The organism is Streptococcus sp. KHUD_011, from assembly GCF_046352925.1.
In the GTDB taxonomy this organism is placed as follows: Bacteria; Bacillota; Bacilli; order Lactobacillales; family Streptococcaceae; genus Streptococcus.
In genome coordinates this window covers 781,961-805,303 of sequence record NZ_CP157578.1, presented here as the reverse complement: position 1 = coordinate 805,303, position 23,343 = coordinate 781,961, and the positions used below count along the sequence as shown (strand labels likewise).

Annotated in this window: 29 protein-coding genes and 1 tRNA gene; 12 read left to right on the top strand and 18 right to left on the bottom strand. The window is 39.6% G+C overall.

Annotated elements, in window-relative coordinates:
- Nucleotide 1: 1 nt before the first annotated feature.
- On the bottom strand, nt 2-901 hold the full coding sequence (htpX, locus tag ABKJ27_RS03695) for a zinc metalloprotease HtpX (protein ID WP_237446809.1): 900 nt from the start codon (nt 899-901) through the stop codon (nt 2-4).
- 1 nt (nt 902) lies between these two features.
- Nucleotides 903-1,463, bottom strand: a complete 561-nt coding sequence (locus tag ABKJ27_RS03690) for a LemA family protein (RefSeq protein WP_410012067.1) — start codon at nt 1,461-1,463, stop codon at nt 903-905.
- Between the two features lie 93 nt (nt 1,464-1,556).
- On the opposite strand from ABKJ27_RS03690, the gene rsmG reads away from it, so the two are divergent.
- Both rsmG and ABKJ27_RS03680 read left to right on the top strand, forming a co-directional pair.
- Nucleotides 1,557-2,270 carry a 16S rRNA (guanine(527)-N(7))-methyltransferase RsmG gene (gene rsmG / locus ABKJ27_RS03685; protein ID WP_410012066.1) on the top strand — a complete coding sequence of 238 codons (714 nt, stop codon included), beginning with the start codon at nt 1,557-1,559 and terminating at the stop codon, nt 2,268-2,270.
- A 204-nt stretch (nt 2,271-2,474) separates the two neighbouring features.
- Nucleotides 2,475-3,758, top strand: coding sequence for a uracil-xanthine permease family protein (locus ABKJ27_RS03680; protein ID WP_192852004.1), 1,284 nt, complete (start codon nt 2,475-2,477; stop codon nt 3,756-3,758).
- 95 nt (nt 3,759-3,853) lie between these two features.
- Here ABKJ27_RS03680 and ffh read toward each other — a convergent pair whose 3' ends face one another.
- The 3 genes from ffh to ABKJ27_RS03665 all read right to left on the bottom strand — a co-directional run bounded on the left by ffh (nt 3,854) and on the right by ABKJ27_RS03665 (nt 6,237).
- Nucleotides 3,854-5,425 carry a signal recognition particle protein gene (gene ffh, locus ABKJ27_RS03675; RefSeq protein WP_410012065.1) on the bottom strand — a complete coding sequence of 524 codons (1,572 nt, stop codon included), beginning with the start codon at nt 5,423-5,425 and terminating at the stop codon, nt 3,854-3,856.
- A gap of 11 nt (nt 5,426-5,436) precedes the next feature.
- A complete protein-coding gene (locus ABKJ27_RS03670; RefSeq protein ID WP_000402066.1) occupies nt 5,437-5,769 on the bottom strand; it encodes a putative DNA-binding protein in 333 nt (110 codons plus the stop codon).
- Nucleotides 5,770-5,859: 90 nt separating this feature from the next.
- Nucleotides 5,860-6,237 (bottom strand): DUF1934 domain-containing protein, encoded by a 378-nt coding sequence (locus ABKJ27_RS03665; protein ID WP_410012063.1) that lies wholly within the window; start codon nt 6,235-6,237, stop codon nt 5,860-5,862.
- A gap of 71 nt (nt 6,238-6,308) precedes the next feature.
- Between ABKJ27_RS03665 and ABKJ27_RS03660 the strand changes: the two genes are divergently transcribed.
- Both ABKJ27_RS03660 and yidA read left to right on the top strand, forming a co-directional pair.
- Nucleotides 6,309-7,613 (top strand): HD domain-containing protein, encoded by a 1,305-nt coding sequence (locus ABKJ27_RS03660; RefSeq protein WP_261071498.1) that lies wholly within the window; start codon nt 6,309-6,311, stop codon nt 7,611-7,613.
- Between the two features lie 12 nt (nt 7,614-7,625).
- Entirely contained in the window at nt 7,626-8,432 is an 807-nt protein-coding gene (gene yidA, locus ABKJ27_RS03655; RefSeq protein WP_410012062.1) for a sugar-phosphatase, read from the top strand.
- 55 nt (nt 8,433-8,487) lie between these two features.
- On the opposite strand, the gene ABKJ27_RS03650 is transcribed toward yidA, so the two are convergent.
- From ABKJ27_RS03650 to ABKJ27_RS03625, 6 genes are all read right to left on the bottom strand, one after another.
- A tRNA-Arg gene (locus tag ABKJ27_RS03650) sits at nt 8,488-8,559 on the bottom strand.
- Between the two features lie 42 nt (nt 8,560-8,601).
- Nucleotides 8,602-8,949 carry a 50S ribosomal protein L19 gene (rplS, locus tag ABKJ27_RS03645; protein WP_001068669.1) on the bottom strand — a complete coding sequence of 116 codons (348 nt, stop codon included), beginning with the start codon at nt 8,947-8,949 and terminating at the stop codon, nt 8,602-8,604.
- Between the two features lie 118 nt (nt 8,950-9,067).
- The gene (crcB, locus tag ABKJ27_RS03640) at nt 9,068-9,397 is read right to left on the bottom strand and encodes a fluoride efflux transporter CrcB (protein ID WP_371483804.1); all 330 of its coding nucleotides are present in this window, start codon (nt 9,395-9,397) and stop codon (nt 9,068-9,070) included.
- Nucleotides 9,391-9,765, bottom strand: a complete 375-nt coding sequence (crcB, locus tag ABKJ27_RS03635; RefSeq protein WP_371483806.1) for a fluoride efflux transporter CrcB — start codon at nt 9,763-9,765, stop codon at nt 9,391-9,393. The genes crcB (ABKJ27_RS03640) and crcB (ABKJ27_RS03635) overlap by 7 nt, the downstream gene beginning before the upstream one ends.
- Complete coding sequence (locus ABKJ27_RS03630) at nt 9,762-10,028, bottom strand: chorismate mutase (RefSeq protein ID WP_049500393.1); 267 nt, start codon at nt 10,026-10,028, stop codon at nt 9,762-9,764. The genes crcB (ABKJ27_RS03635) and ABKJ27_RS03630 overlap by 4 nt, the downstream gene beginning before the upstream one ends.
- 115 nt (nt 10,029-10,143) lie before the next feature.
- Nucleotides 10,144-10,587 carry a flavodoxin gene (locus tag ABKJ27_RS03625; protein ID WP_001162128.1) on the bottom strand — a complete coding sequence of 148 codons (444 nt, stop codon included), beginning with the start codon at nt 10,585-10,587 and terminating at the stop codon, nt 10,144-10,146.
- Nucleotides 10,588-10,690: 103 nt separating this feature from the next.
- On the opposite strand from ABKJ27_RS03625, the gene ABKJ27_RS03620 reads away from it, so the two are divergent.
- The 7 genes from ABKJ27_RS03620 to ABKJ27_RS03590 all read left to right on the top strand — a co-directional run bounded on the left by ABKJ27_RS03620 (nt 10,691) and on the right by ABKJ27_RS03590 (nt 16,168).
- A complete protein-coding gene (locus ABKJ27_RS03620) occupies nt 10,691-11,626 on the top strand; it encodes a DHH family phosphoesterase (protein WP_410012061.1) in 936 nt (311 codons plus the stop codon).
- A gap of 95 nt (nt 11,627-11,721) precedes the next feature.
- Complete coding sequence (locus ABKJ27_RS03615; protein WP_000710764.1) at nt 11,722-11,964, top strand: type B 50S ribosomal protein L31; 243 nt, start codon at nt 11,722-11,724, stop codon at nt 11,962-11,964.
- 430 nt (nt 11,965-12,394) lie between these two features.
- Nucleotides 12,395-12,982, top strand: coding sequence for a recombinase family protein (locus ABKJ27_RS03610; RefSeq protein WP_004256625.1), 588 nt, complete (start codon nt 12,395-12,397; stop codon nt 12,980-12,982).
- Nucleotides 12,983-13,219: 237 nt separating this feature from the next.
- Nucleotides 13,220-14,098, top strand: a complete 879-nt coding sequence (locus ABKJ27_RS03605) for an N-acetylmuramoyl-L-alanine amidase family protein (protein WP_410012139.1) — start codon at nt 13,220-13,222, stop codon at nt 14,096-14,098.
- A gap of 33 nt (nt 14,099-14,131) precedes the next feature.
- On the top strand, nt 14,132-14,596 hold the full coding sequence (locus ABKJ27_RS03600) for a hypothetical protein (RefSeq protein ID WP_020902768.1): 465 nt from the start codon (nt 14,132-14,134) through the stop codon (nt 14,594-14,596).
- Nucleotides 14,597-14,600: 4 nt separating this feature from the next.
- Entirely contained in the window at nt 14,601-15,647 is a 1,047-nt protein-coding gene (locus tag ABKJ27_RS03595; protein ID WP_410012059.1) for a DUF6287 domain-containing protein, read from the top strand.
- 221 nt (nt 15,648-15,868) lie between these two features.
- Nucleotides 15,869-16,168: a YbaB/EbfC family nucleoid-associated protein gene (locus tag ABKJ27_RS03590; RefSeq protein ID WP_410012058.1), complete on the top strand. Its 300-nt coding sequence runs from the start codon at nt 15,869-15,871 to the stop codon at nt 16,166-16,168.
- 72 nt (nt 16,169-16,240) lie between these two features.
- Here ABKJ27_RS03590 and ABKJ27_RS03585 read toward each other — a convergent pair whose 3' ends face one another.
- From ABKJ27_RS03585 to glmU, 7 genes are all read right to left on the bottom strand, one after another.
- Nucleotides 16,241-18,004 carry a glycerophosphoryl diester phosphodiesterase membrane domain-containing protein gene (locus ABKJ27_RS03585; protein WP_410012057.1) on the bottom strand — a complete coding sequence of 588 codons (1,764 nt, stop codon included), beginning with the start codon at nt 18,002-18,004 and terminating at the stop codon, nt 16,241-16,243.
- 8 nt (nt 18,005-18,012) lie between these two features.
- Nucleotides 18,013-18,603: a 3'-5' exonuclease gene (locus tag ABKJ27_RS03580; RefSeq protein ID WP_078228418.1), complete on the bottom strand. Its 591-nt coding sequence runs from the start codon at nt 18,601-18,603 to the stop codon at nt 18,013-18,015.
- A gap of 240 nt (nt 18,604-18,843) precedes the next feature.
- Complete coding sequence (rocS, locus tag ABKJ27_RS03575; RefSeq protein ID WP_000021242.1) at nt 18,844-19,335, bottom strand: chromosome segregation protein RocS; 492 nt, start codon at nt 19,333-19,335, stop codon at nt 18,844-18,846.
- 76 nt (nt 19,336-19,411) lie between these two features.
- A complete protein-coding gene (locus ABKJ27_RS03570) occupies nt 19,412-20,104 on the bottom strand; it encodes a 5'-methylthioadenosine/adenosylhomocysteine nucleosidase (protein ID WP_410012056.1) in 693 nt (230 codons plus the stop codon).
- A gap of 16 nt (nt 20,105-20,120) precedes the next feature.
- On the bottom strand, nt 20,121-20,432 hold the full coding sequence (gene macP, locus ABKJ27_RS03565; protein WP_049547262.1) for a cell wall synthase accessory phosphoprotein MacP: 312 nt from the start codon (nt 20,430-20,432) through the stop codon (nt 20,121-20,123).
- 11 nt (nt 20,433-20,443) lie between these two features.
- Complete coding sequence (locus ABKJ27_RS03560) at nt 20,444-20,989, bottom strand: NUDIX hydrolase (protein ID WP_261116532.1); 546 nt, start codon at nt 20,987-20,989, stop codon at nt 20,444-20,446.
- A gap of 9 nt (nt 20,990-20,998) precedes the next feature.
- Nucleotides 20,999-22,378 (bottom strand): bifunctional UDP-N-acetylglucosamine diphosphorylase/glucosamine-1-phosphate N-acetyltransferase GlmU, encoded by a 1,380-nt coding sequence (glmU, locus tag ABKJ27_RS03555; protein ID WP_410012055.1) that lies wholly within the window; start codon nt 22,376-22,378, stop codon nt 20,999-21,001.
- Nucleotides 22,379-22,532: 154 nt separating this feature from the next.
- Here glmU and ABKJ27_RS03550 point away from each other — a divergent pair, with 154 nt between their 5' ends.
- Nucleotides 22,533-23,333 (top strand): glycoside hydrolase family 25 protein, encoded by an 801-nt coding sequence (locus ABKJ27_RS03550; RefSeq protein WP_314499668.1) that lies wholly within the window; start codon nt 22,533-22,535, stop codon nt 23,331-23,333.
- Nucleotides 23,334-23,343 lie beyond the last annotated feature (10 nt).

The window sequence follows — 23,343 nt, the reverse complement described above, 5'->3', positions numbered from 1 at the left end:
TTTATATACGTTTTAAACGTTCAATCCGTTCTGAGATAGGTGGGTGGGTATAAAAGAGTTTTTGGAACCCTCCACCTTTCTTGGGATCATTGATATAAAGTGCACTGCTGGCGTCATCAACATGGTGATGCATCGGCTCGCTATTGTCCAACTTACGTAGAGCATTGATCATTCCTTGAGGATTGCGGGTCAACTCGACACTGGAAGCATCAGCTAGGAATTCCCTCTGGCGGGAAATAGCTAGTTGCACCAAGGTTGCAGCAAGAGGTGCCAGCACAATAGCTAGTAGAGAAACCACGAGCATAATGATTTCTAAGCCATTTCCGTCACGATCATCGTCATTTCGTCTGCGACCTGCCCCACCCCACCACATCATACGACCTGCCATACTAGAAAGCATGGTGATAGCACTGGCAAGGGCAACAGCAATTGTCGAAATGCGGATATCATAATTACGAATATGACTAACTTCATGCCCCATAACAGCTTCTAGTTCTTCACGATTCATGATAGCGAGGAGACCTGACGTCGCAGCAACCGCCGCATTTTGAGGATTAGAACCTGTCGCAAAGGCATTTAAAGAAGAATCCTCAATGATGAAAACACGGGGCATAGGAATCTGAGCCACCATAGCCATATCTTCCACTACATGGTAGAGGTCTGGTGCCGTTTGCTCATCAACTTCACGCGCGCCATTCATGGACATGACAATCTCTGTTGATTGAAAAATCATAGACATGGCATAGATAAATCCGATAATCAGTGCAATAACCAAACCGCCAAGCCCAGATCGCATGAAGAGGTAACCAACTGCATAGCCAACCAGAGCTAAGAGTAGGAAAAATACCAGCAACAAAATCCAGGTTCTTCGTTTATTGCTTGCAATTTGATCAAACAACATCTTAGTCACCTAAACCGCTAAAATCAACTTTAGGAACTGCCTTTTCCTCTTCTGGTGTTTGAAGGAAATCTGCTGCTTTAAATCCAAACATTCCAGCGATAATATTGCTTGGGAAAGTTTCTAATTTTACATTGTAGTTGCTGACAACACTGTTGTAAAGTTGACGAGAGTAAGAAATTTTATTTTCTGTGTTTGTCAACTCCTCTTGCAATTTAACAAAGTTGGCACTAGCTTTCAAATCTGGATAGCTTTCTGCAACTGCAAAAATACCTGAAACCTGACGAGTGAGGGCATCACTAGCTTTCATAGCTTCTGCTGGTGAAGTTGCTGCCGCCACTTGGTTACGCAGTTCTGCCACCTTTTCAAGGGTAGAACCTTCATATTTGGCATAACCTTTTACAGTCTCAATCAAGTTTGGCAAGAGATCATTTCGACGTTTCAACTGAACATCAATCTGACTCCAAGCCTCCTTTGTTTGCATACGATTCTTAACCAAACTGTTATAGCTAACAATCACAAAAATAACAATAAGAGCGATAACTCCAAGAATAATCCAAGTCATTATATAAGTCCTTTCTGCTTTTAGATTAGTACCAGTATATCAAATTTTTAATGATTGTGGTAAAATAAGATGATACTAAAGAAGGAAATAACTATGAAACCAGAAACATTTTACAACTTGCTTGCCGAGCAAAATCTTCCACTTTCGGACCAGCAAAAAAAACAATTTGATCGTTATTTTGAACTCTTGGTCGAGTGGAATGAAAAGATTAATTTAACAGCTATTACGGACAAGGAAGAAGTTTATCTCAAACATTTTTACGATTCGATTGCACCCATTCTTCAAGGTTTGATTCCCAATGAAACTATCAAACTTCTTGATATTGGAGCCGGGGCAGGATTTCCTAGTCTACCTATGAAAATCCTCTATCCTCAGCTAGATGTGACTATTATTGATTCTCTAAATAAGCGCATCAACTTCCTCCAACTGTTGGCTCAAGAACTAGATTTGGACGGTGTTCATTTCTACCACGGTCGTGCAGAAGATTTTGCCCAAGATAAAAACTTTCGTGCTCAGTTTGATTTGGTAACTGCCCGTGCTGTAGCTCGTATGCAGATTTTATCAGAATTAACCATTCCCTATCTTAAAGTCGGAGGAAAACTATTAGCACTAAAAGCCAGCAATGCTCCAGAGGAATTGTTAGAAGCCAAAAATGCCCTCAACCTCCTCTTCAGTAAGGTCGAAGACAATCTCAGCTACGCTCTACCTAATGGAGATCCGCGCTACATCACAGTGGTAGAAAAGAAAAAAGAAACACCAAATAAATTTCCACGTAAGGCTGGCATGCCCAATAAACGCCCACTTTAATTTTTTTAGTAAAAAAATATTTACAAAGTTTACAATTTTTGCTATACTATCACAAGCAAAGGTTTTTAATGTCATCCCGTGAGGTGACGAAGACGCAGAAATACTTGAAACTCTTTAAAGTCTAGATTTTAGAGAAGTCTTACTCTGAGGGCCTATTGCTGTAAAATAATGGGCTCTTTTTTGATGCCCAAAAGTGAGGTTTATATGAAACAAGAATCAACTGTTGATTTGTTACTAGACGTTGACCAACGTCCTTCGGCTGGAAAAGGAATTCTCCTTAGCTTCCAACACGTTTTCGCCATGTTTGGTGCGACCATCTTGGTACCATTGATTTTGGGAATGCCTGTATCTGTTGCCCTTTTTGCTTCAGGTGTTGGAACACTCATCTACATGATTTCAACTGGTTTTAAAGTTCCAGTTTATCTAGGTTCTTCATTTGCCTTTATCACAGCAATGTCACTTGCTATGAAAGAAATGGGTGGTGATGTATCTGCTGCCCAAACAGGGGTTATCTTGACTGGTTTGGTATATGTCCTTGTGGCTGCTGGTGTTCGTTTTGCAGGTACAAAATGGATTGATAAACTCTTGCCACCAATCATCATCGGACCTATGATCATCGTTATCGGTCTTGGACTTGCAGGTTCAGCAGTTACTAACGCTGGACTTGTAGCAGATGGAAATTGGAAAAATGCTCTTGTAGCGGTTGTTACTTTCCTAATTGCTGCCTTTATCAATACAAAAGGAAAAGGTTTCCTACGAATCATTCCATTCCTATTTGCCATTATCGGTGGTTACCTCTTCGCACTAACTCTTGGTTTGGTTGACTTTACACCAGTTCTAAAAGCTAACTGGTTTGAAATTCCTGGTTTCTACTTGCCATTTAGCACTGGTGGTGCCTTTAAAGAATACAATCTTTACTTTGGTCCAGAAACCATCGCTATCTTGCCAATCGCTATCGTAACAATTTCTGAACATATCGGAGACCATACTGTTTTGGGTCAAATCTGTGGACGTCAGTTCTTGAAAGAACCAGGTCTTCACCGTACTCTTCTTGGTGACGGTATCGCAACTTCTGTTTCTGCCTTCCTTGGTGGACCAGCCAATACAACTTATGGAGAAAACACAGGGGTTATCGGTATGACTCGTATCGCTTCTGTCTCAGTTATCCGTAACGCTGCCTTTATCGCGATTGCCCTTAGCTTCCTTGGTAAATTCACTGCCTTGATTTCAACTATTCCAAATGCTGTACTTGGTGGTATGTCAATCCTTCTCTATGGGGTTATCGCCAGCAACGGTTTGAAAGTTTTGATCAAAGAACGTGTTGATTTCGCTCAAATGCGTAACCTCATCATCGCAAGTGCTATGTTGGTCCTTGGACTTGGAGGAGCTATCCTTAAACTTGGTCCAGTTACCCTTTCAGGTACTGCCCTATCAGCCATGACAGGAATCATCTTGAACTTGGTCTTGCCATACGAAAATAAAGACTAATACTCTTCGAAAATCAAAAAACGAGCATTTCCAACTACGGAAGTGCTCATTTTTCTTCTTTCTAAAAAAGGAAAGCCCTGCGGCCTTCCTTTGTCTTACTTGCGTTTCTTCTTCGCTTTCTTCATTTTGTTTGCCATGCGTTTCATAGACTGTTTCATGGCAAATTCACCAATTTTACCCTTGAGTCCGCCACCAAACATCTGGCTCATATCCGGCATTCCTGCTCCTCCGAGAGCTGACAAGTCAGGCATACCACCTTGCCCCATCATTCCTTCAAGGGCAGACATATCCATGCCTCCCATATTTGGCATATTTTTAGGAAGGTTATTTGGATTGATTCCCATTTGCTTCATCATTTTGTTCATATCCCCAGACATGACACCCTGCATGAGCTGTTTAGCCTGGTTAAAGTCCTTGATGAATTTATTGACTTCGACAAATGTATTTCCAGAACCAGCAGCAATACGACGACGACGGCTTGGATTTAACAAATCTGGGTTTTCACGTTCTTCAGGTGTCATTGAAGACACAATAGCACGTTTGCGGGCAATCTTGCGCTCATCCACTTTCATGTTTTGAAGGGCTGGATTGTTGGCCATGCCCGGAATCATCTTGAGCAAGTCTTCCATTGGCCCCATGTTTTGCACCTGATCCAATTGATCGATGAAATCATTGAAATCAAAGGTATTTTCACGCATCTTCTCAGCCATTTCAAGGGCTTTTTGCTCATCGTATTCTTGAGATGCTTTCTCAATAAGAGTAAGCATATCCCCCATGCCGAGGATACGGCTTGACATACGGTCTGGGTGGAAGGTTTCAATATCCGTGATCTTTTCACCAGTACCAGTGAACTTGATTGGTTTTCCAGTAATGTGACGAACAGACAGAGCAGCACCACCACGAGTATCTCCATCAATCTTGGTAAGGATAACCCCAGTCACTTCTAACTGAGCATTAAACTCACGCGCAACATTAGCCGCTTCTTGACCAATCATGGCATCAACGACGAGCAAAATTTCATTTGGTTGAGCCAATGCTTTCACGTCACGAAGCTCATTCATCAAAAGCTCATCAATCTGCAAACGACCTGCCGTATCAATCAAGACATAGTCATTATGGTTAGCTTGAGCTTGTTCCAAACCTTGACGTACAATCTCAACAGCTGGTACTTCTGCCCCAAGTGCGAAAACCGGCACATCAATCTGTTGACCCAGAGTTTTCAACTGGTCAATAGCCGCAGGACGGTAAATATCCGCCGCAATCATCAAAGGACGGGCATTTTCTTCCTTCTTGAGTTTGTTGGCCAATTTACCTGCAAAGGTTGTTTTACCAGCCCCCTGCAAACCAACCATCATGATAATCGTCGGAATTTTAGGAGACTTGATAATCTCAGCCGTATCAGAACCTAAAACAGCTGTCAGTTCCTCATCAACGATTTTAATAATTTGTTGCGCAGGATTAAGGGTATCAATGACCTCATGCCCGACTGCACGCTCACGAACTTTCTTGATAAAGTCCTTTACAACAGGCAAGGCAACGTCGGCCTCAAGCAAGGCCAAGCGAATTTCCTTGGTTGCCTCTTGAACATCAGATTCAGAGATTTTTCCTTTTTTACGTAGATTTTTAAAGACGTTCTGCAAACGTTCTGTTAAACTTTCAAATGCCATTTTTCTTCCTCTTATTCTCTATTATCAATGCTTGTTAAAATTTCTATCTGCTCCTGCAGAAAGTCATCCTTGGGATACCGCTCCAAAATCTGATCAAAAATCTGACTGCGGACAATGTAGTCCGAGTACATGTGCAATTTCATCTCATAATCTTCCAGAATCTTTTCTGTCCGCTTGATATTGTCATAGACAGCCTGACGACTGACACCAAACTCCTCGGCAATCTCAGCAAGGCTGTAATCATCAGCGTAGTAGAGCTCGATATAATTCATTTGCTTGTCTGTCAAAAGCGCCGCATAAAATTCAAAGAGCGCATTCATACGATTGGTTTTTTCGATTTCCATAACTTTTATTATACCAAAAATTAGCCTAATCTACCACACTAGGAAGTCAATCCAAGAAGATAGCCAGGTAAATTTGAAAAAGACATGAGCCTAGCCCCAAGTAATTTCCAATTGATAGCTGGCAAAGGGCTGTCCCTCTTGATTTTGTAGTTGATAATCTAAATGAATCTTTTGCCTATCAACTTCATAGCGACTGGTTTGGATGATAAACTCCTGCATGCCCATGGGTGTAGGAATATAGGCTAAACTATCACTATCCTTTAGAAAGCGCATAATGGTCTTGGGATTGGAAAATCGGCTCATCACCAGTTCTTGACCATGAAATTTAATAACCACTTTTTCCTTTTCCTCATTATAGAAAAGCAGGTAGCTATAATCTCCCTTTTCATGCACTTCTACGTCATAAAGCTGGTCAATCACTTCCAACTGCTCATCAAACTGAATCGTATTTCGCATCCGAATCTTCACATCAGGTCCTCTTTCTTGTCTCTTATCCTACTATTTTACCAAAAACTCTAGCTTTTTGCTATAATGGTCATATGAACGAAAAAGTATTCCGTGACCCAGTTCACAACTATATCCATGTAAATAATCAGGTCATCTACGACTTGATCAATACAAAAGAATTTCAACGCTTGCGCCGTATTAAACAACTAGGAACTTCCAGTTATACCTTCCACGGTGGAGAGCATAGTCGCTTCTCTCACTGTCTAGGAGTCTATGAAATTGCACGACGCATCACAGAGATTTTTGAAGAAAAATATCCTGAGGAATGGAATCCTGCCGAGTCTCTCTTGACCATGACAGCTGCTCTCCTACATGACCTTGGGCATGGTGCCTATTCCCATACTTTTGAACATCTCTTTGATACAGACCATGAAGCTATCACTCAGGAGATAATCCAAAGTCCAGAAACAGAGATCCACCAAGTCCTGCTACAAGTAGCTCCAGATTTTCCAGAAAAGGTAGCCAGTGTCATTGACCACACCTATCCTAACAAGCAGGTCGTGCAACTCATTTCTAGTCAGATTGATGCAGACCGCATGGACTATCTCTTGCGCGACTCCTATTTTACAGGAGCATCCTATGGAGAATTTGACCTGACTCGGATTCTTCGAGTCATTCGTCCTGTCGAAAATGGTATCGCCTTTCAGCGCAATGGCATGCACGCCATCGAAGACTATGTCCTCAGTCGCTACCAGATGTATATGCAGGTCTATTTCCACCCTGCAACACGTGCCATGGAAGTTCTCCTACAGAATCTCCTCAAGCGCGCCAAGGAACTCTATCCTAAAGACAAAGATTTCTTTGCACGAACTTCTCCACATCTCCTGCCTTTCTTTGAAAAAAATGTGACCTTGTCTGATTATCTGGCTCTGGATGATGGGGTTATGAATACCTACTTCCAGCTCTGGATGACCAGTCCTGATAAGATTCTTGCAGACCTGTCGCAACGCTTTGTCAACCGCAAGGTCTTTAAATCCATTACCTTTTCACAAGAAGATCAAGACCAACTCGCTAGCATGAGAAAATTGGTTGAAGATATCGGCTTTGATCCAGACTACTACACTGCCATTCATAAGAACTTCGACCTCCCTTATGATATCTATCGTCCCGAATCTGAAAATCCACGGACACAGATTGAGATTTTACAAAAAAATGGAGAACTGGCCGAACTCTCTAGCCTGTCTCCTATCGTCCAATCCCTTGCTGGTAGCCGCCACGGAGATAATCGCTTTTATTTCCCGAAAGAAATGTTGGACCAAAACAGTATCTTTGCTAGCATTACCCAGCAATTTTTACACTTGATTGAGAACGATCATTTTACCCCAAATAAAAACTAGAAGAGGAACTATATGAGTATTAAACTAATCGCCGTCGATATCGACGGAACCCTAGTCAATAGCCAAAAGGAGATTACTCCTGAAGTCTTTTCTGCCATCCAAGAGGCCAAAAAAGCTGGTGTCAAAGTCGTGATTGCAACTGGCCGCCCTATCGCAGGTGTAGCCAAACTTCTGGACGACTTGCAGTTGAGAGACGAGGGTGACTATGTCGTGACCTTCAACGGTGCCCTTGTCCAAGAAACTGCTACAGGTCATGAGATTATCAGTGAATCCTTGACTTATGAGGATTATCTGGATATGGAATTTCTCAGTCGCAAGCTCGGTGTCCACATGCATGCCATTACCAAGAATGGTATCTACACTGCCAATCGCAATATCGGAAAATACACAGTGCACGTATCAACCCTCGTCAGCATGCCTATCTTCTACCGCACCCCTGAAGAAATGGCCGATAAAGAAATCGTCAAGTGTATGTTCATCGATGAACCAGAAATACTCGATGCTGCCATTGAAAAAATTCCAGCCGAATTTTACGAACGCTACTCCATCAACAAATCCGCTCCTTTCTACCTCGAACTCCTTAAAAAGAATGTAGATAAGGGTTCAGCCATCACTCACTTAGCTGAAAAACTAGGATTGACCAAAGATGAAACCATGGCTATCGGTGACGAAGAAAATGACCGTGCCATGCTGGAAGTCGTTGGCAACCCAGTTGTCATGGAAAATGGAAATCCAGAAATCAAAAAAATCGCCAAATACATCACCAAAACAAATGACGAATCTGGCGTTGCCCATGCCATCCGTACATGGGTACTGTAAAAAGGTAAGAATAGACGAAAACCGCTCGACTGAGCGGTTTTTGATATCTAATTACTGCCCCCTGCAGGAATCGAACCTGCAACTACTCCTTAGGAGGGAGTTGTTATATCCATTGAACTAAGGGAGCTAGATAAAAACTCTGCTAAATAAGCAGAGTTTTTTAGTCGAATTAACGACGAATTTCTTTGATACGAGCTGCTTTACCTTGAAGAGCACGCAAGTAGTACAATTTCGCACGACGTACTTTACCGTAACGAACAACTTCGATTTTTTCAACACGTGGAGTGTGGATTGGGAAGATACGCTCAACACCTACACCGTTAGAGATTTTACGAACTGTGTAGTTTTCTGAGATACCAGCACCTTTACGTGCGATAACAACACCTTCAAAAATCTGGATACGTTCACGGTTACCTTCGACAACTTTCGCGTGTACACGAACAGTGTCACCAGGACGGAATGATGGGATATCTGTACGAAGTTGACCTTCAGTCAAGCTTTGGATTAATGGATTCATTTTATTCTCCTATCTTTGTCAATCTTGAGGAAACTTCCTCAGCGGATAAACTGTATTTTTGTGCGTCCATTACACACAAGATACAGTTTACCAAATTTCCACAAAAAAGTAAAGAAATTTATAACAAAATTCCTAAAAAAATCGCAACCAAACCACCAAGATAGGTCAAAGTCAGGTAAGAATAAAATACCTTCTTATCGCTTAACAGTCTTTGAAGTTCGTCATTCAAGGTCGAAAAAGTTGTCAAACCTCCACAAAATCCTGTTGCTAGAATAGCATAGACTTCCTTAGACTCCACATGATTGTAGAACAATCCAATCAAAAAACAACCGAGAAGATTAGCTACAAGCGTTCCCAAGGGCATTTTAGAAACTTGATTATAGTGGGAAAAGAAATACCGTACTAGGGCTCCGCAGCCACAAGCAATCGCAAGATAGATGATTACCATTTCTTCCTCCCCAAATAGTAAGCCAAGAGCAGGCCTCCACCGATACTCAAAAGCAAATACAGAATCAAACTAATGTAACGCCCTGTATCAAGCAGTTTCACAGCATCAAGCATTAGACTCGAAAAGGTTGTTAAACCTCCACAAAAACCCGTTCCCAGTGCTAAAACCAAGCTCTTACTAGTCCCCTTATAGACCAGATAGCCCTTGACAAGATAAACCAAGCAGAAAATGCCCAGATAGTTAACAAAGAGAGTTCCCCAAGGAAAATCTGGACTGGCTGGTAACCAAGTGGAAACAAGATAGCGGACAAGTCCACCCACCATGGCAGCTAGAAAAATTCCTAGCGGATAAAATTGTTCTTTTTTCATTTGATATTTTGATCCTGATAATCACGCGAACGTTTGAGTATGTCAGAAAAAGTCGCGACAATAGTTTCCTGATAGCGCTTGTCCTCTACACGACTTCTAACCTTTTCAAAAATAACTTCTTCTCTCTTAGTATCTAAAATCGGCTTACCTGAAGCTTTCTTATAGGCAACTACCCCCTCAACCAAATGCATTCGTTCTTCCAACAGTTTGACAATTTGGTCGTCGATTTGATCAATTTCTTGACGAATACTATCTAAATCCATACAGTCTCCTCCTTTATTTGAATTATTGTATCAAAAAGCCACCAAATAGGCTAGTAAAATCCCAACTCACGATAAGAAAAATGCACTGATTGATTGCATCAGCGCACTTTTATGCTTATCCTACTTTAGCAGCCAATTCTTCTGCGAATTGTTCCAAGCGTTCGATATCTTCTTCCTCGGCAGAAAGGTCAACTTTAACACACTCTGAACCTTTTTCTGCCCCTGTTGACACAAAGACACGGTCAAAGTCATCAACAGCCTTACAGAATTCATCGTAGAAGGTATCTCCTGAGCCAACCACTCCGTAGATTTTACCATTCAAGTTTAGGTCTGCAAGGTCTTCGTAGAAGTCCATCATCTCATCTGGCAATTCTCCATCACCATAAGTATAGGTCGCAACGATAGCGATGTCTGCTTCCAAGAAGTCTGAAGCGTCAACAGTTGTACATTCATCAACATCAACATCCAAGCCCAAGTCACGTAATTTGTCTGCTACAATATCTGCAATTTCTTCGGTATTACCGGTCATACTGGCAAATACAATTTTTGCTAATGCCATATCGTCCTCCTCAATTTATCTTTCTCCATTATATCACATCTTTTTCATTTTAAAAATAAAAATTCTTGTGCTACAATGAAATGAGAAAGAATTGAGGTTATTTATGGACATTTGCCATCAAATTTTAGAAAAAATTAAAGAATACGACACGATTATCATTCACCGTCATATGAAACCAGACCCTGATGCCTTGGGAAGTCAGGTGGGATTGAAAGCCTTGCTGGAACATCATTTCCCAGAAAAAACCATTAAATCTGTTGGTTTTGATGAACCAACTCTCACTTGGATGGCTGAAATGGATCTTGTTGAAGATAGTGCCTACCAAGGCGCCCTTGTCATCGTTTGTGATACGGCGAATACTGCTCGTATTGATGATAAGCGCTATAGTCAAGGTGATTTTCTCATTAAGATTGACCACCATCCAAATGATGATGTATACGGTGACCTGTCTTGGGTCGATACTAGTTCAAGCAGCGCTAGTGAGATGATTACCCTATTTGCCCAAACAACCCAACTGGCCTTGTCAGATCGAGCTGCTGAATTGCTCTTTGCAGGAATTATTGGGGATACAGGTCGCTTCCTCTACCCTTCTACCACTGCACGGACCCTCCGTCTGGCTGCCTCTCTAAGAGAACAGAACTTTGACTTTGCGGCTCTCACTCGCAAAATGGACACTATGAGTTACAAAATTGCTAAACTTCAAGGCTATATCTACGATCATCTGGAAGTGGATGAAAATGGCGCAGCTCGCGTGATTCTGAGTCAGGAAATCTTAAAACGATTCAATGTCACCGACGCGGAAACTGCAGCCATTGTAGGCGCACCTGGACGTATTGACAGTGTGAGCCTCTGGGGTATTTTTGTGGAGCAGGCTGATGGCCACTACCGTGTTCGCTTACGCAGTAAAATCCATCCTATCAATGAAATTGCCAAGGAGCATGATGGTGGAGGCCACCCCCTAGCAAGTGGTGCTAATTCCTATAGCCTAGAGGAAAACGAAATCATCTACCAAAAGTTAAAAAACTTGCTTAAAAACTGATAAAATACTTGCCAAACTTTTCAGAATCTGATAGACTAGTATGGTAACAATCTATGGCTCGCAAAGAGACCATGGCAGAAAGGAAATAATGCAAAATGAAAAAAGATATCCATCCAGAATATCGCCCAGTTGTCTTCATGGACACAACTACTGGTTACCAATTCCTTAGCGGTTCAACAAAACGCTCTAACGAAACAGTTGAGTTCGAAGGCGAAACTTACCCATTGATCCGTGTGGAAATTTCATCAGACTCACACCCATTCTACACTGGACGTCAAAAGTTCACTCAAGCAGATGGACGCGTGGATCGTTTCAACAAAAAATACGGTCTCAAATAATCATAAAAAAGAACAGTTTTGGCTGTTCTTTTTTTGTTTCTTCAAATCAACTGCTGTTTTCATGTTCCAAACTCGTACTCTTCGAAAATCTCTTCGGTAATTTAATGTTAGGGGATTTATACTAACAATAGACTTTTAACCCCAAAATTGATAAAATAAAAAAGAAAATAAGATAAAAGGAAACTGAAAATCACCATAATGAACATGCAAAAATTGAACATACTGTTTTTAATTTTTGTAAACATCAAAAAGGTTGGTTTAAAAGGATTTTAAGCCCTTAAGATTTTTTATCCAACACTTCTATTCACGCATCCAAGGCAAAATCTTGGCAAAAAAATACAGTAGCAAAGAGTACACCAAACTACCACTCATTATGGGCGGTAGTTTTCTTTTCGTCTAAAATAGAGATAAAAAGATAGGTGGTAGCCTTATGCGTTACGGTTATGTTCGAGTATCTACAAGAGAACAAAATATCGATAGACAATTTTCAGCCTTGGTAGAAAATAAATTAGCAAAAGAAAATATTTTTATTGATTATGTTTCAGGAAAGGATTTTGACAGAATAGAATATCAAAAATTATTAACTACCTTGAAGGAGAATGATGAATTAGTTATTAAATCAATTGATAGATTGGGAAGAAACTATGATGAAATTTTAGAACAATGGCAATCAATTACTAAGAAAAAGAAAGTAAATATAACTGTTTTAGATTTCCCCTTATTAAACACAAAGAATAGCGATGACAATATCACAGGAAAACTAATATCTGACATCGTTTTGCAAGTTCTATCTTATGTGGCACAGTTTGAAAGAGAACAAATCAAACAAAGACAAATGGAAGGAATACGAGAAGCAAAGAAAAAAGGGAAAAAATTCGGTAGACCAAAATTGCTTGCCCCGGATAATCTCCCTGATGTAATAGCTCAATATACGAAAAAAGAAATAACCTTACGAGAAGGTGCAGACATCTTAGGAGTATCAAAAAGCACCTTTCATAATTGGATAAAAAATTCATAGTTCCTGTCAAAAAAACTAGGATTTTTTGGACAGGAAATACACTTTATTTTAGAACCATTTTCGTTAGAAAAAAGGTTCTAAAATCCAGTATTTTGACCGATTATTATTACACTACCATTCTATCAAGTTTGTCCAAAAAAGTCTAGATTTTAGGACAAACTGATTACTTTACAACAAATAAAAATAGGGAGTATTAAATGAATGCACAAACAAACTAAAAAATTCACACTTGCAACTATCTCAGCTCTATCACTTCTTGGCACTGGAGTCATCACAGCTAATCAAGTATCAGCTAGCGAGAATACGAGTACTGAAAAACAAATAGAGGCAACAATTACAAAAGTTGAAATTGATTATTTTGGACTTAGCTTCGAAGGCAGACTTTCAGAGCCACTACAACACGGAGGTGATAAGGCTGCTAAGGGAAATGTTACTTTGATTGATAAAGCGACCGGAAAAATTGTGTACCAAAGTCACGATGCTGTCATTTTTAGTGGCTTAACTAAAGATGTCAGTGATCAATTTTTACAACCTTTATTTTATAGCAATCAATTTAAAGGTGATATTTTTGTTTCAGAACAATTTCCAGATGGAACATATATTTTGGAGATGTCTGGAGAAGCTGGTTCGCCTTACGATGACTTAACTGATACAAGAAAACGTGTCTTTAAAGTTAGAAAAGATGTGACTATCGGAAATCCTTCTACAAATTCAAATACTAACACAACAACTCAATCAGGTTCGAATTCTAATATCTCAGGTAGTTGGCTACAATCTGGTTCTCGTTGGTGGTACAAACACGCCGACGGTTCCTATACAACTAATGGCTGGGAAAAAATCAATGGTGTTTGGTATCGTTTTGACAACTCTGGCTGGATGCAAACTGGCTGGGTAAAAGACGGTAGCTGGTACTATCTCGACGGTTCAGGTGCGATGAAGACAGGTTGGGTCAAAGATAACGGTAGCTGGTACTATCTTCAAGACTCAGGCGCTATGAAAACTGGCTGGATGAAGGTATCTGGTAAATGGTACTATGCTTATAGCTCTGGTGCACTAGCAATCAATACGACAACACCTGATGGCTACCGTGTCAATTACAACGGTGAGTGGGTCTAACATACAATAGAAATAGATTAAGGAGACAATTATATGAACAAAGTTATAAAAATTGAAGATGAAACAGTTTATGTTGGAAAAGGTGATAATGGCCAATTTACTGCAATTTCAAGAAAAAGTTTTGGTTTTGAACCACAAGTAGGTGATTACGTAGAATTTTATCAAAACGGTGATGAGTATATTGTTTCAAAAATAGATAACACATCTCCAGCTAGCTCTAGCCAACATTCAAATGGAGTGAGTGATAAATCTAAACTGGCCGCAGCCTTATTTGCCCTATTTTTAGGAGCACTTGGTGGATACGATTTTTACATCGGAAATTCCAAACAAGGATACAAGCGTATCGGTATAACTCTGCTAGCTTTCATTCCTATTTTATTGCCATTTGTTTTACTAGCAAATGCAATTTGGAATATTATAATTACTATTCAAGTTTTAACGTCCAAAACTGGTAGCAAATGGCACCAAGATGCTCAAGGTTTAGAATTGCAAGATTAAACATATGAAAAAATTATTTCTATTCAGTATTAGTATTTTAGCTATCTCTATTTTAACGGCTTGCCAACATCAGAGTGAAAATACTTCTGCAACAAGTTCTGAAGCGATTGCCTCAAGTACTAGTTCCACTTCTTCCACATCGGAAGAAAAGCAAACTGACTACACCCTGTACAATCCTATCCTTAAAGAATATGCCAAAGTATTAGATGGTTCACCAGCTTCACATACAGAGGTCAATTCAAAAGCAAACTTAAAAAATACTTATCCTAAAGAATACTCTGGATTACAGTATAGCTTGTATGATTTAGACCAAGATGGTACGGACGAACTTTTGATTGCTCTAAAAACGTATTCTAACTATTACGATTTATTAGATATTCGAACTCTTAAAAATGACGAAGTTATTCGACTGACCAATGCAGAAAATAATCTGGACTTTATTGGAGAACGCGTTCATTTTAATCCTTTAGAAAACGGCTATTTCCAATTATCTACTCGAGTATCTGCTAATCAAATCCAAGTCAAACTATACAAGTTGAATCAGGATAGAACACGGTTAGAGTTAGTTAGAGAATCAGATACAGAAGAGGGACTGGGGACAAAACCACCTTACCTTGACATAAGGTCTTTCTCTTGGAAATCTGTCACAAGCCTCATAAATGGAGAAATAAGCCTTCCATCAGAAAGTAAAGGAATGGATATTTCTGCAATTCAAAATGGAGATTTTTCTAGTGTCGCAGGAACTTGGAGAAATGGTACAGGTATTGAATTTACTTTCGATAAAAATGGCTTGGTAAGTGATCATTCCAAAGTTTCAATTGAACATGCTAAAGAAATTGACCACTATCTCAAGGCAAGTTCTGTTTCTAAAGATGGAGGTGCTGGTGCAGCTATTGCCTTTTTACCAGCAGGAATCCCTATAACCATGTCCGTCACCTCTTCTTCAGATAATGGCTATACCGATTCGTCTGATATCACACAAGACCGCTTATGGTTTGGACACCAACTTATCAATGGTAGTACTGAGGGATTTTTCTACAAAGTAGAATAGTGTTAGTAACCCCTTAGACTAGCTCATAAAATATCTGATAACATTTCATAAACACATATAGGATAAATATTCTTATGCTCTTAGAATATCTATCCTATATTTTTATTCCCTTTACATCCCTATTGATACTAAATGAATTCACTTAGAAAAAGATTAGACTTTTAACCCCAAAATTGATAAAATAAAAAGGAAAATAAGATAAAAGGAAACTATAAATCACTATGATGAATATGCAAAACATGATGCGCCAAGCACAAAAACTTCAAAAACAAATGGAACAAAGCCAAGCTGAGCTTGCTGCTATGCAATTTGTTGGCAAATCTGCTCAAGACCTTGTCCAAGCGACCTTAACTGGAGATAAGAAAGTTGTCAGCATTGACTTCAATCCAGCTGTTGTTGACCCAGAAGATCTTGAAACAATTTCTGATATGACCGTTCAAGCAATCAACTCTGCTCTTGAACAAATCGATGAAACTACCAAGAAAAAACTGGGTGCTTTCGCTGGGAAATTGCCATTCTAAGCATAAGAAAAACAAGCATTCAAGAGAATACTTGCCTATCATGGGAGGAACAACTGTTCCTCTTTTTGCTTACTAAAAATTAAAGAATTCCATGGCCTGTTTGAAAAGCAATTCAGTATACTCTGGGTCTTCTTGGGCAATGGTAACTTGATCTTGAATCATTTCCAAATCATCCGTTATCATACCATCAGCTCCCAATTGAACAGATTTATCAAAGGATTCTGAACTATTAATGGTCCAAACGTACAATTTCTGATCGGTATTCCAAAGCTTGTTAACAAAATTTTCATCCAAAGTTGAATACTCCATAGTGTAACCTGTAGCCTTGGTTCTTGGAAAGATACTATTATAAGGCAGGATGAAATAGACTGGAATTTGAGAATCGTAGGCTATCACCTGGTCAATCACATGGTAGTCTAAGGATTGCATTTGGTGACCATTTTGCTTGATGATACTTCCATATTTTTCCATAAAGCGTTTCATCATATCTGGGCTATCTTTTCGACTGGTTTTAATCTCAATGAGGAGTTTTTGATGCAATTCATTGGCTTTATTGAGATAGTCGTCAAAACTAGATACCTTGCTATGATAACCATTTTCTGAAATATCGAGTTTGGTTAATTCCTCCAATGTTAAATCTTGGGGATTGGCATTAACTCCTGTCAGATTCTTGATATTGGCATCATGCATCATGACAAACTGGCCATCTTTTGTTTCCTGAACATCCGTCTCAACGAAGTCTGGAGATAACTGAGCGGTTTTTTCTAGTGATTGGACGGTATTTTGCACACCATTCTTATTAGATACTCCCCTGTGAGAGATAATCAAAGGTTTATTAGCAACTGGAGCTTCTAAATAAACATAACCCTCAAGAGCGAAAAAGATAGCAGCACATCCCATCACTCCCCATCTCATCCAGTGATCTTTCTTTCTCCTTGGTGTGATCTCTAGTTCTTCTCCTGTTAGGAAGGAAACAAACTTAATGAGAAAATAAGTCAAGGCTATGTAGTGGAAATTCTTAATCAAGACAAAGTTGATAATTCCCAGTACAAGAGATTCCTTATGGGTCAGACCATCCATCAGCACCTGACTTGCTAGGATTGGAATCAACAGAAGAATAAAAAATAGATAGGTTTTGACGACAATCCAAAGCAAGTTCCAAGTATAAAACCAGGAGTGCTTTCTTGTCTTCTCTAGACTGTATCTGACAGCTTCTTTGACTGTTTTCTTTTCAAATAAAAGCTGAGGTAGGGCAAACATGAAACGCACTGAAATGTAAAATAGAAGTAAAGCCAGAATAGTAACCACTATACCTACTAGCCAATACTTGTCTTCCACATAATCAACGATAAAGTCTGGAATGACAATTTTATTGAGGTAGTAAATCTTTAAAATCTTTCGAATCAATGGAAAGAGCATCATGACATAAAAGAAGATAAAGGCTATCTTAGCAAGCGTCGCTTGCTTCATAAACAAGAAACTTTGATGAAAGACCTTACGACTGTACTCCAGCAAAGTTCTCTTTTCATGATAGAGTAGGTGCCGGGCTCCGATAAAGAGAAGTCCTATCTGGTAATAGGCGATCAGTAAATTAACGATTACCAGAATAAATAAAGCAAGACTAACAAATGGCGAACCCTTTATAATGGCAAAAATATTGTTGTAAGATAGAAAGAGATAACCTGTCTGACGGAGTAAAAGTCCAGCAATCCAAGAATTGGACGGTAACCAGACAAACTCAATCATCATAAAAGTCAAGAAAAATAGAAAAAGTATTTTATCTAGATTAAAGTATATCTGCTTAAAACCTAGATTTTTAGGTTTTTCAGGTTTCATAGGCACTCCTAGTCAAATAATTGAGACAAATCCAAGCCTCCAAAAGGATTGTTCGATAGGCTACTTTCTGCCCCTAACAATTCTCTAGCTTGATCCGACTCTAGAAAGGACTCGTAAACACGCGCTGTCATACGAGCATCCTCTAAGCTATTATGAGACTGACCTTGAAATCCAAGAAATGAGGCAACAGTTTGCAATTTGAGATTGGCAATACCGTGTAAATCTGAACTACGACGTTCAAAGGCTTCATCATACAAGTCCACCTTATACTGCAGGCTGTAGTCTAAACCATGCTCTGCTAGAATAGGCAAATCACTTTTAGCAGCATTGTAGCCAACCATGGGTAAAGAACCCACAAACTCTTGGAAATCTTTTATAACTTTCTCCACTGGAGGGGCATCTTTTAATGTCTCAGCTGTAATCCCTGTCAAACCATTGATAAAACTCTTTAGAGGCACACTAGTATGGACATATGAATCATAGGCAGCGATTTCCTGACCATCTCTAAAACGCACTGCCGATACTTGAATCAAGTGTGTTTGCCCTTCATGCTGATTAAATTCTAAATCGAAAGCAATGTAATCTTCTAATCGTTCCATTCTATACCTCTCCTATACTGTTATTTTATACTAATTCAAACCACGTCAACGTCGCCTTGCCGTAGATATATGTAACTGACTTCGTCAGTCTTATCTACAACCTCAAAGCAGTGCTTTGAGCAGCCTGCGGCTAGTTTCCTAGTTTGCTCTTTGATTTTCATTGAGTATTACTTGAGCAACTATACTATTTAGAAACAAAAGAAGCCATCAGGTTAGCATTTAACCTAAACAGCTCCTTGATTATCCTCCAAATAAACGAGCAAAAAAGCCTTTCTTAGTTGATTGGACTTCTTCTTTTGCTTGGTCCAGCTCTAGCTTAAGATTTTCTTGATCCTTCATGGCTTGAAGGGTCAATTGTTGCTGCTGATCGAGTTGTTTGTCTTTCTCAGCAATCTGACGGTCTTTGATGCGCATCTGCTCGTCTTTTTCTGATAACTGACGATCCTTGGCTTTTAATTGTTCATAAAGACGAAGAATTTCTGCATTCTTCTCATCAACCAGAATCTCCATCAGTTCACGTTGCTTGACATCTTCACTGACAGGCTCATCTTCAAAAATCGTTTTTTTATAGATTTCTTCTAGCTTAATCAAGCCACTTCTGGTAACGACTGTTACCCCTTTATCATTTTTATCTGTGTCTTCTTCTGGTAATTCTTTGACACGGTTATTGATTGCTTGGCGAGATAATCCTAAGACCTCTGCAATCTCACTGACGGTCATTTCAATACTCATAATATCCTCTGAAACGTTTTCTAGCTTTTCTTTACTTAAATCTTATCATAAGCTAGAAAAACTGTCAAATTTCCGCTTAATCTAAAGCCTTCAAAAAGGCTAACAAGACTTGGGCAGAGCGACGTCCAGCTTCGATAATAAACTCATCAAAAGAGATGTTTGCTTCATGGTTGGCATTATCACTCATAGCTCGGATGACTAAAACTGGAAGATTAAGAGCATGCGCTGCCTGAGCAATAGCTGCCCCCTCCATCTCCACGGCTAAAACATCTGGGAAATGAGACTTAATCGCTTCTATCTTGTCATTTCCTGCAACAAAACTATCTCCTGTAGCAATCAAACCAAGATGCCAGTTCTGGTCCAATTGAGATAAACTCTCTTGGATTTGAGCAATAAAAGTTTTATCTGATTCGAAATAAAGCGGTTGTTGTGCCATTTGTCCATAAGCATAGCCAAAAGCTGTGACATTCACATCATGATAGACTAATTTATCAGCAATCACAACATCCCCAACAGCAATACCCTCTGCCACTGCCCCAGCTGATCCCGTGTTAATCAAAGCATCCACTTGAAAATGATCAGCCAAAATCGCCACACTCATGGCAGACATGACCTTACCAATTCCACTTTCTACAAGAACGACTTCATGCGAGGCAATGGTTCCTGTATGATAGGTATTCCCTAAAATAACTTGCTCCTGGGCATTGTCTAAATGCTGGACCAGATAAGCCAGTTCTTCTGGCATAGCCGCAATAATTCCTATTTTCATTTCAATTCCTTTTCTATTACAAAAGTTTCATTGCTAAGACAAGCAAAATCAAGAGAAAGATGACAGCGAATAAGATTTTATTCAACTTAGAATTGAAGACATTTCTCTTGGTATTTTCAATGCGACGGCTTTTATGAATAGACGGTTCGACCTGAATCTTCAAGGTTTCCTGGCTAAAACCATGATCCTTAGGTTTGGCATAACCAAAACGGGAAGAAGAGGTTGGTAAAATTTTTGTCTCCTCATCATCTAGTAAAGGAGGACCTGAAATTTTTTCGCCTCTATTAGCCCTTTCAATCATTTCATCCGTTAATAAAGGTTTACCCATACTGACCTCCTCTATTTTTTCTGCAATTCCCAATACTGTATAGCCATAATTGTCTTGGCATCACAGATATGACCTGATTGGATCAATTCCTTAGTTTCTTCTAAGCTCACTTCAAGGACTTCCAAGGTCTCATCTTCATCCTGCGGACGCGGATTTTCCACTTTCGTCAAATCGCTTGCTAGATATAGTTTTAATTTTTCATTACAAAAGCCAATGGCTGAATAAAAGTCATACAAAAGTTCTAATTTCCCTGTATAGGCTGTTTCTTCCTCTAATTCACGAAGGGCTGCTGCAACAGGGTCTGTATTTTCTCCTACTTCCAACTTTCCGGCTGGAATTTCGTAAGAGACAGCCTCGATAGCTTTGCGGTACTGCTTGACCAAGATGAGTTTTTGTTCATCCGTTACTGCTAAAACACAGACAGCACCATTGTGGAAAATCAAATCCCGTTGGGCAGTTCCCTTGCCTTCTGGTAATTCAACCTGATCTTGGACCAGTTTAAAAATTGGACCTTGATAGATTTCTTTTCGACTAAGCGTTTTTTCTTCAAATTCCATGACAGACTCCTACTGATTATTAGGATGATGAGGAAGGCGAGTTGCATATTCGTCTTTATTGACCTGACGTCCACGACCAATGGCAATCGCATCTGCTGGCACGTCTTTGGTAATAGTTGAACCAGCTCCAACAAGAGAATTGTCACCCAACTCAACTGGGGCAATAATGGTTGAATTTGAACCAACAAAGACATTGTTACCAATGACTGTTTTGTATTTGTTTTTTCCGTCATAGTTGACTGTAATAGTTCCTGCACCAAAATTAACCTTGCTACCCACTTCACAGTTTCCGATATAAGTCAAATGACCAGCCTTAGTATTCTCGCCGATAGAAGAACCTTTCACCTCAACAAAGTTTCCAATATGAACTTGGGCACCCAGACTTGAACCTGGACGAATGTGGGCATAAGGACCGACTGTCACACCGTCTGCAACACTACTTTCCTCAATCATAGAATTGGTAATGACAGCTCTTGCTCCAATAGTGCTATCCACCACATAAGTTCCATTTGTCAAAACAGTCTCAGCACCAATTTTCGTTTGCCCTTTCAAGGTAACGTTGGCTTCGATTTGAACTTCGGGCGCAATCTCAACATCAATATCGATATAAGTTGCTTCTGGGTTGACAAAGCTAACTCCATTGACCATGTGTTGGTGATTGATGCGACGACGCATAACCGACTCAGCAGTCGCAAGTGCTACACGGTCATTTACTCCAAGACTCTCATCAAAATCTTTTAACGTATAAGCTCCGACTTTTTCACCAGCCTCACGGAAAATACCAATAACATCTGTAATATAGTATTCTCCTTGAGCGTTGTTGGTATTGATATTTTTCAAAGCCTCAAACAAACGCTCGTTGTCAAAAACGTAAGTTCCAGTGTTGATTTCCTTGATTTGCTTTTCAAAATCTGTGGCATCCTTCTGTTCAACAATGCGAAGAACTTCAGCATTATCATTACGAACAATTCGTCCATAGCCAAAAGGATTATCCGTTTCAGCAGTCAAGATAGTGGCCACATTTTTATGATTGATGTGGAAATCAATCAAGTTTTTCAAGCTTTCACCTGTGATTAAAGGAGTATCCCCTGCGATGACCAAAGTATGACCTGACAAACCTTCTAGAATAGGCTCTGTCATCATAACTGCATGACCGGTACCTAACTGTTCAGATTGAGTTACAAATTCTGTCTGTCCAGCCAAGACCTCTTCAACCAATTCTGCCTTGTGTCCGACAACTGTGACTGTCTTTTCAGGTTGAATGGCTCCCACACTACGGAAAACATGCTCCAGCATAGAAATACCCGCAACCTTGTGTAAAACTTTTGGCAAATCAGATTTCATGCGAGTCCCTTTACCCGCTGCTAAAATAATGGCATAATTTGACATAATCTTCTCTTTTCTCTAGAAATTCCCTTTTATTATACCATATTTCAAATCATTCCGCGCTCTTGAATGAAAAAATGCTCTAAAGTCCTTTCTTAACCCATTTTTTAAGTATTTTTTTTGATTTTTTTTCATTTTTAAGGTAAAATTATGAGATATGAGAAAGAAAATAAATCCGCTTATTTTGTTTGGTTTTTTTGGGATTATGATTTTCATTTTAATCCTGAATCGCCCTCGTTTTGAGGACCATCCTGTAAAAACAAAGTCAAATATCGCGCAAGTAGAAACGCAAGCGCTACATAATATAGATAAACCGGTGATTGATGTTTCTGGTTGGCAACGTCCTGAGGAAATCAATTACGATACTCTCTCCCAAAACATTTCTGGAGCTATTGTTCGCGTCCATAGTGGTGCTCAAACGTCCAAAGAGAACGATGCTTCCTATGTTAATGGTGTTGATAAGGCCTTTAAAACCCATATCACTGAGTTTCAAAAACGAAATGTCCCAGTTGGTGTCTATGCCTATGTAGCTGGAAAAAGTATCCAAGAAATGGAAAAGGCTGCTGAAGTTTTTTATAATGCTTCATCGCCATACAGCCCTAGCTACTATTGGCTAGACGTGGAAGAAAAAACCATGTCCAATATGAACGAAGGGGTTGAAGCTTTTCGTGCAAAACTAGAATCGCTAGGTGCTAAAAATATCGGAATCTACGTTGGGGTCTACTTCATGGAAGAACACAGTATTAATACAGACAAGTTTACGTCTGTATGGATTCCTTCCTATGGTTCTGACTCAGGATTTTACGAAGCAACTCCTAAGACTGATTTAGATTACGACATTCACCAGTACACTTCTAAAGGAAAAATTGCTGGTTTTGACCACGATTTGGATATTAACGTCATCTCTTCTTTAAAAAATAAGGAAGAAACCTTTAGAAAACTATTTTTAAAACCTTAAAAGCATTTGT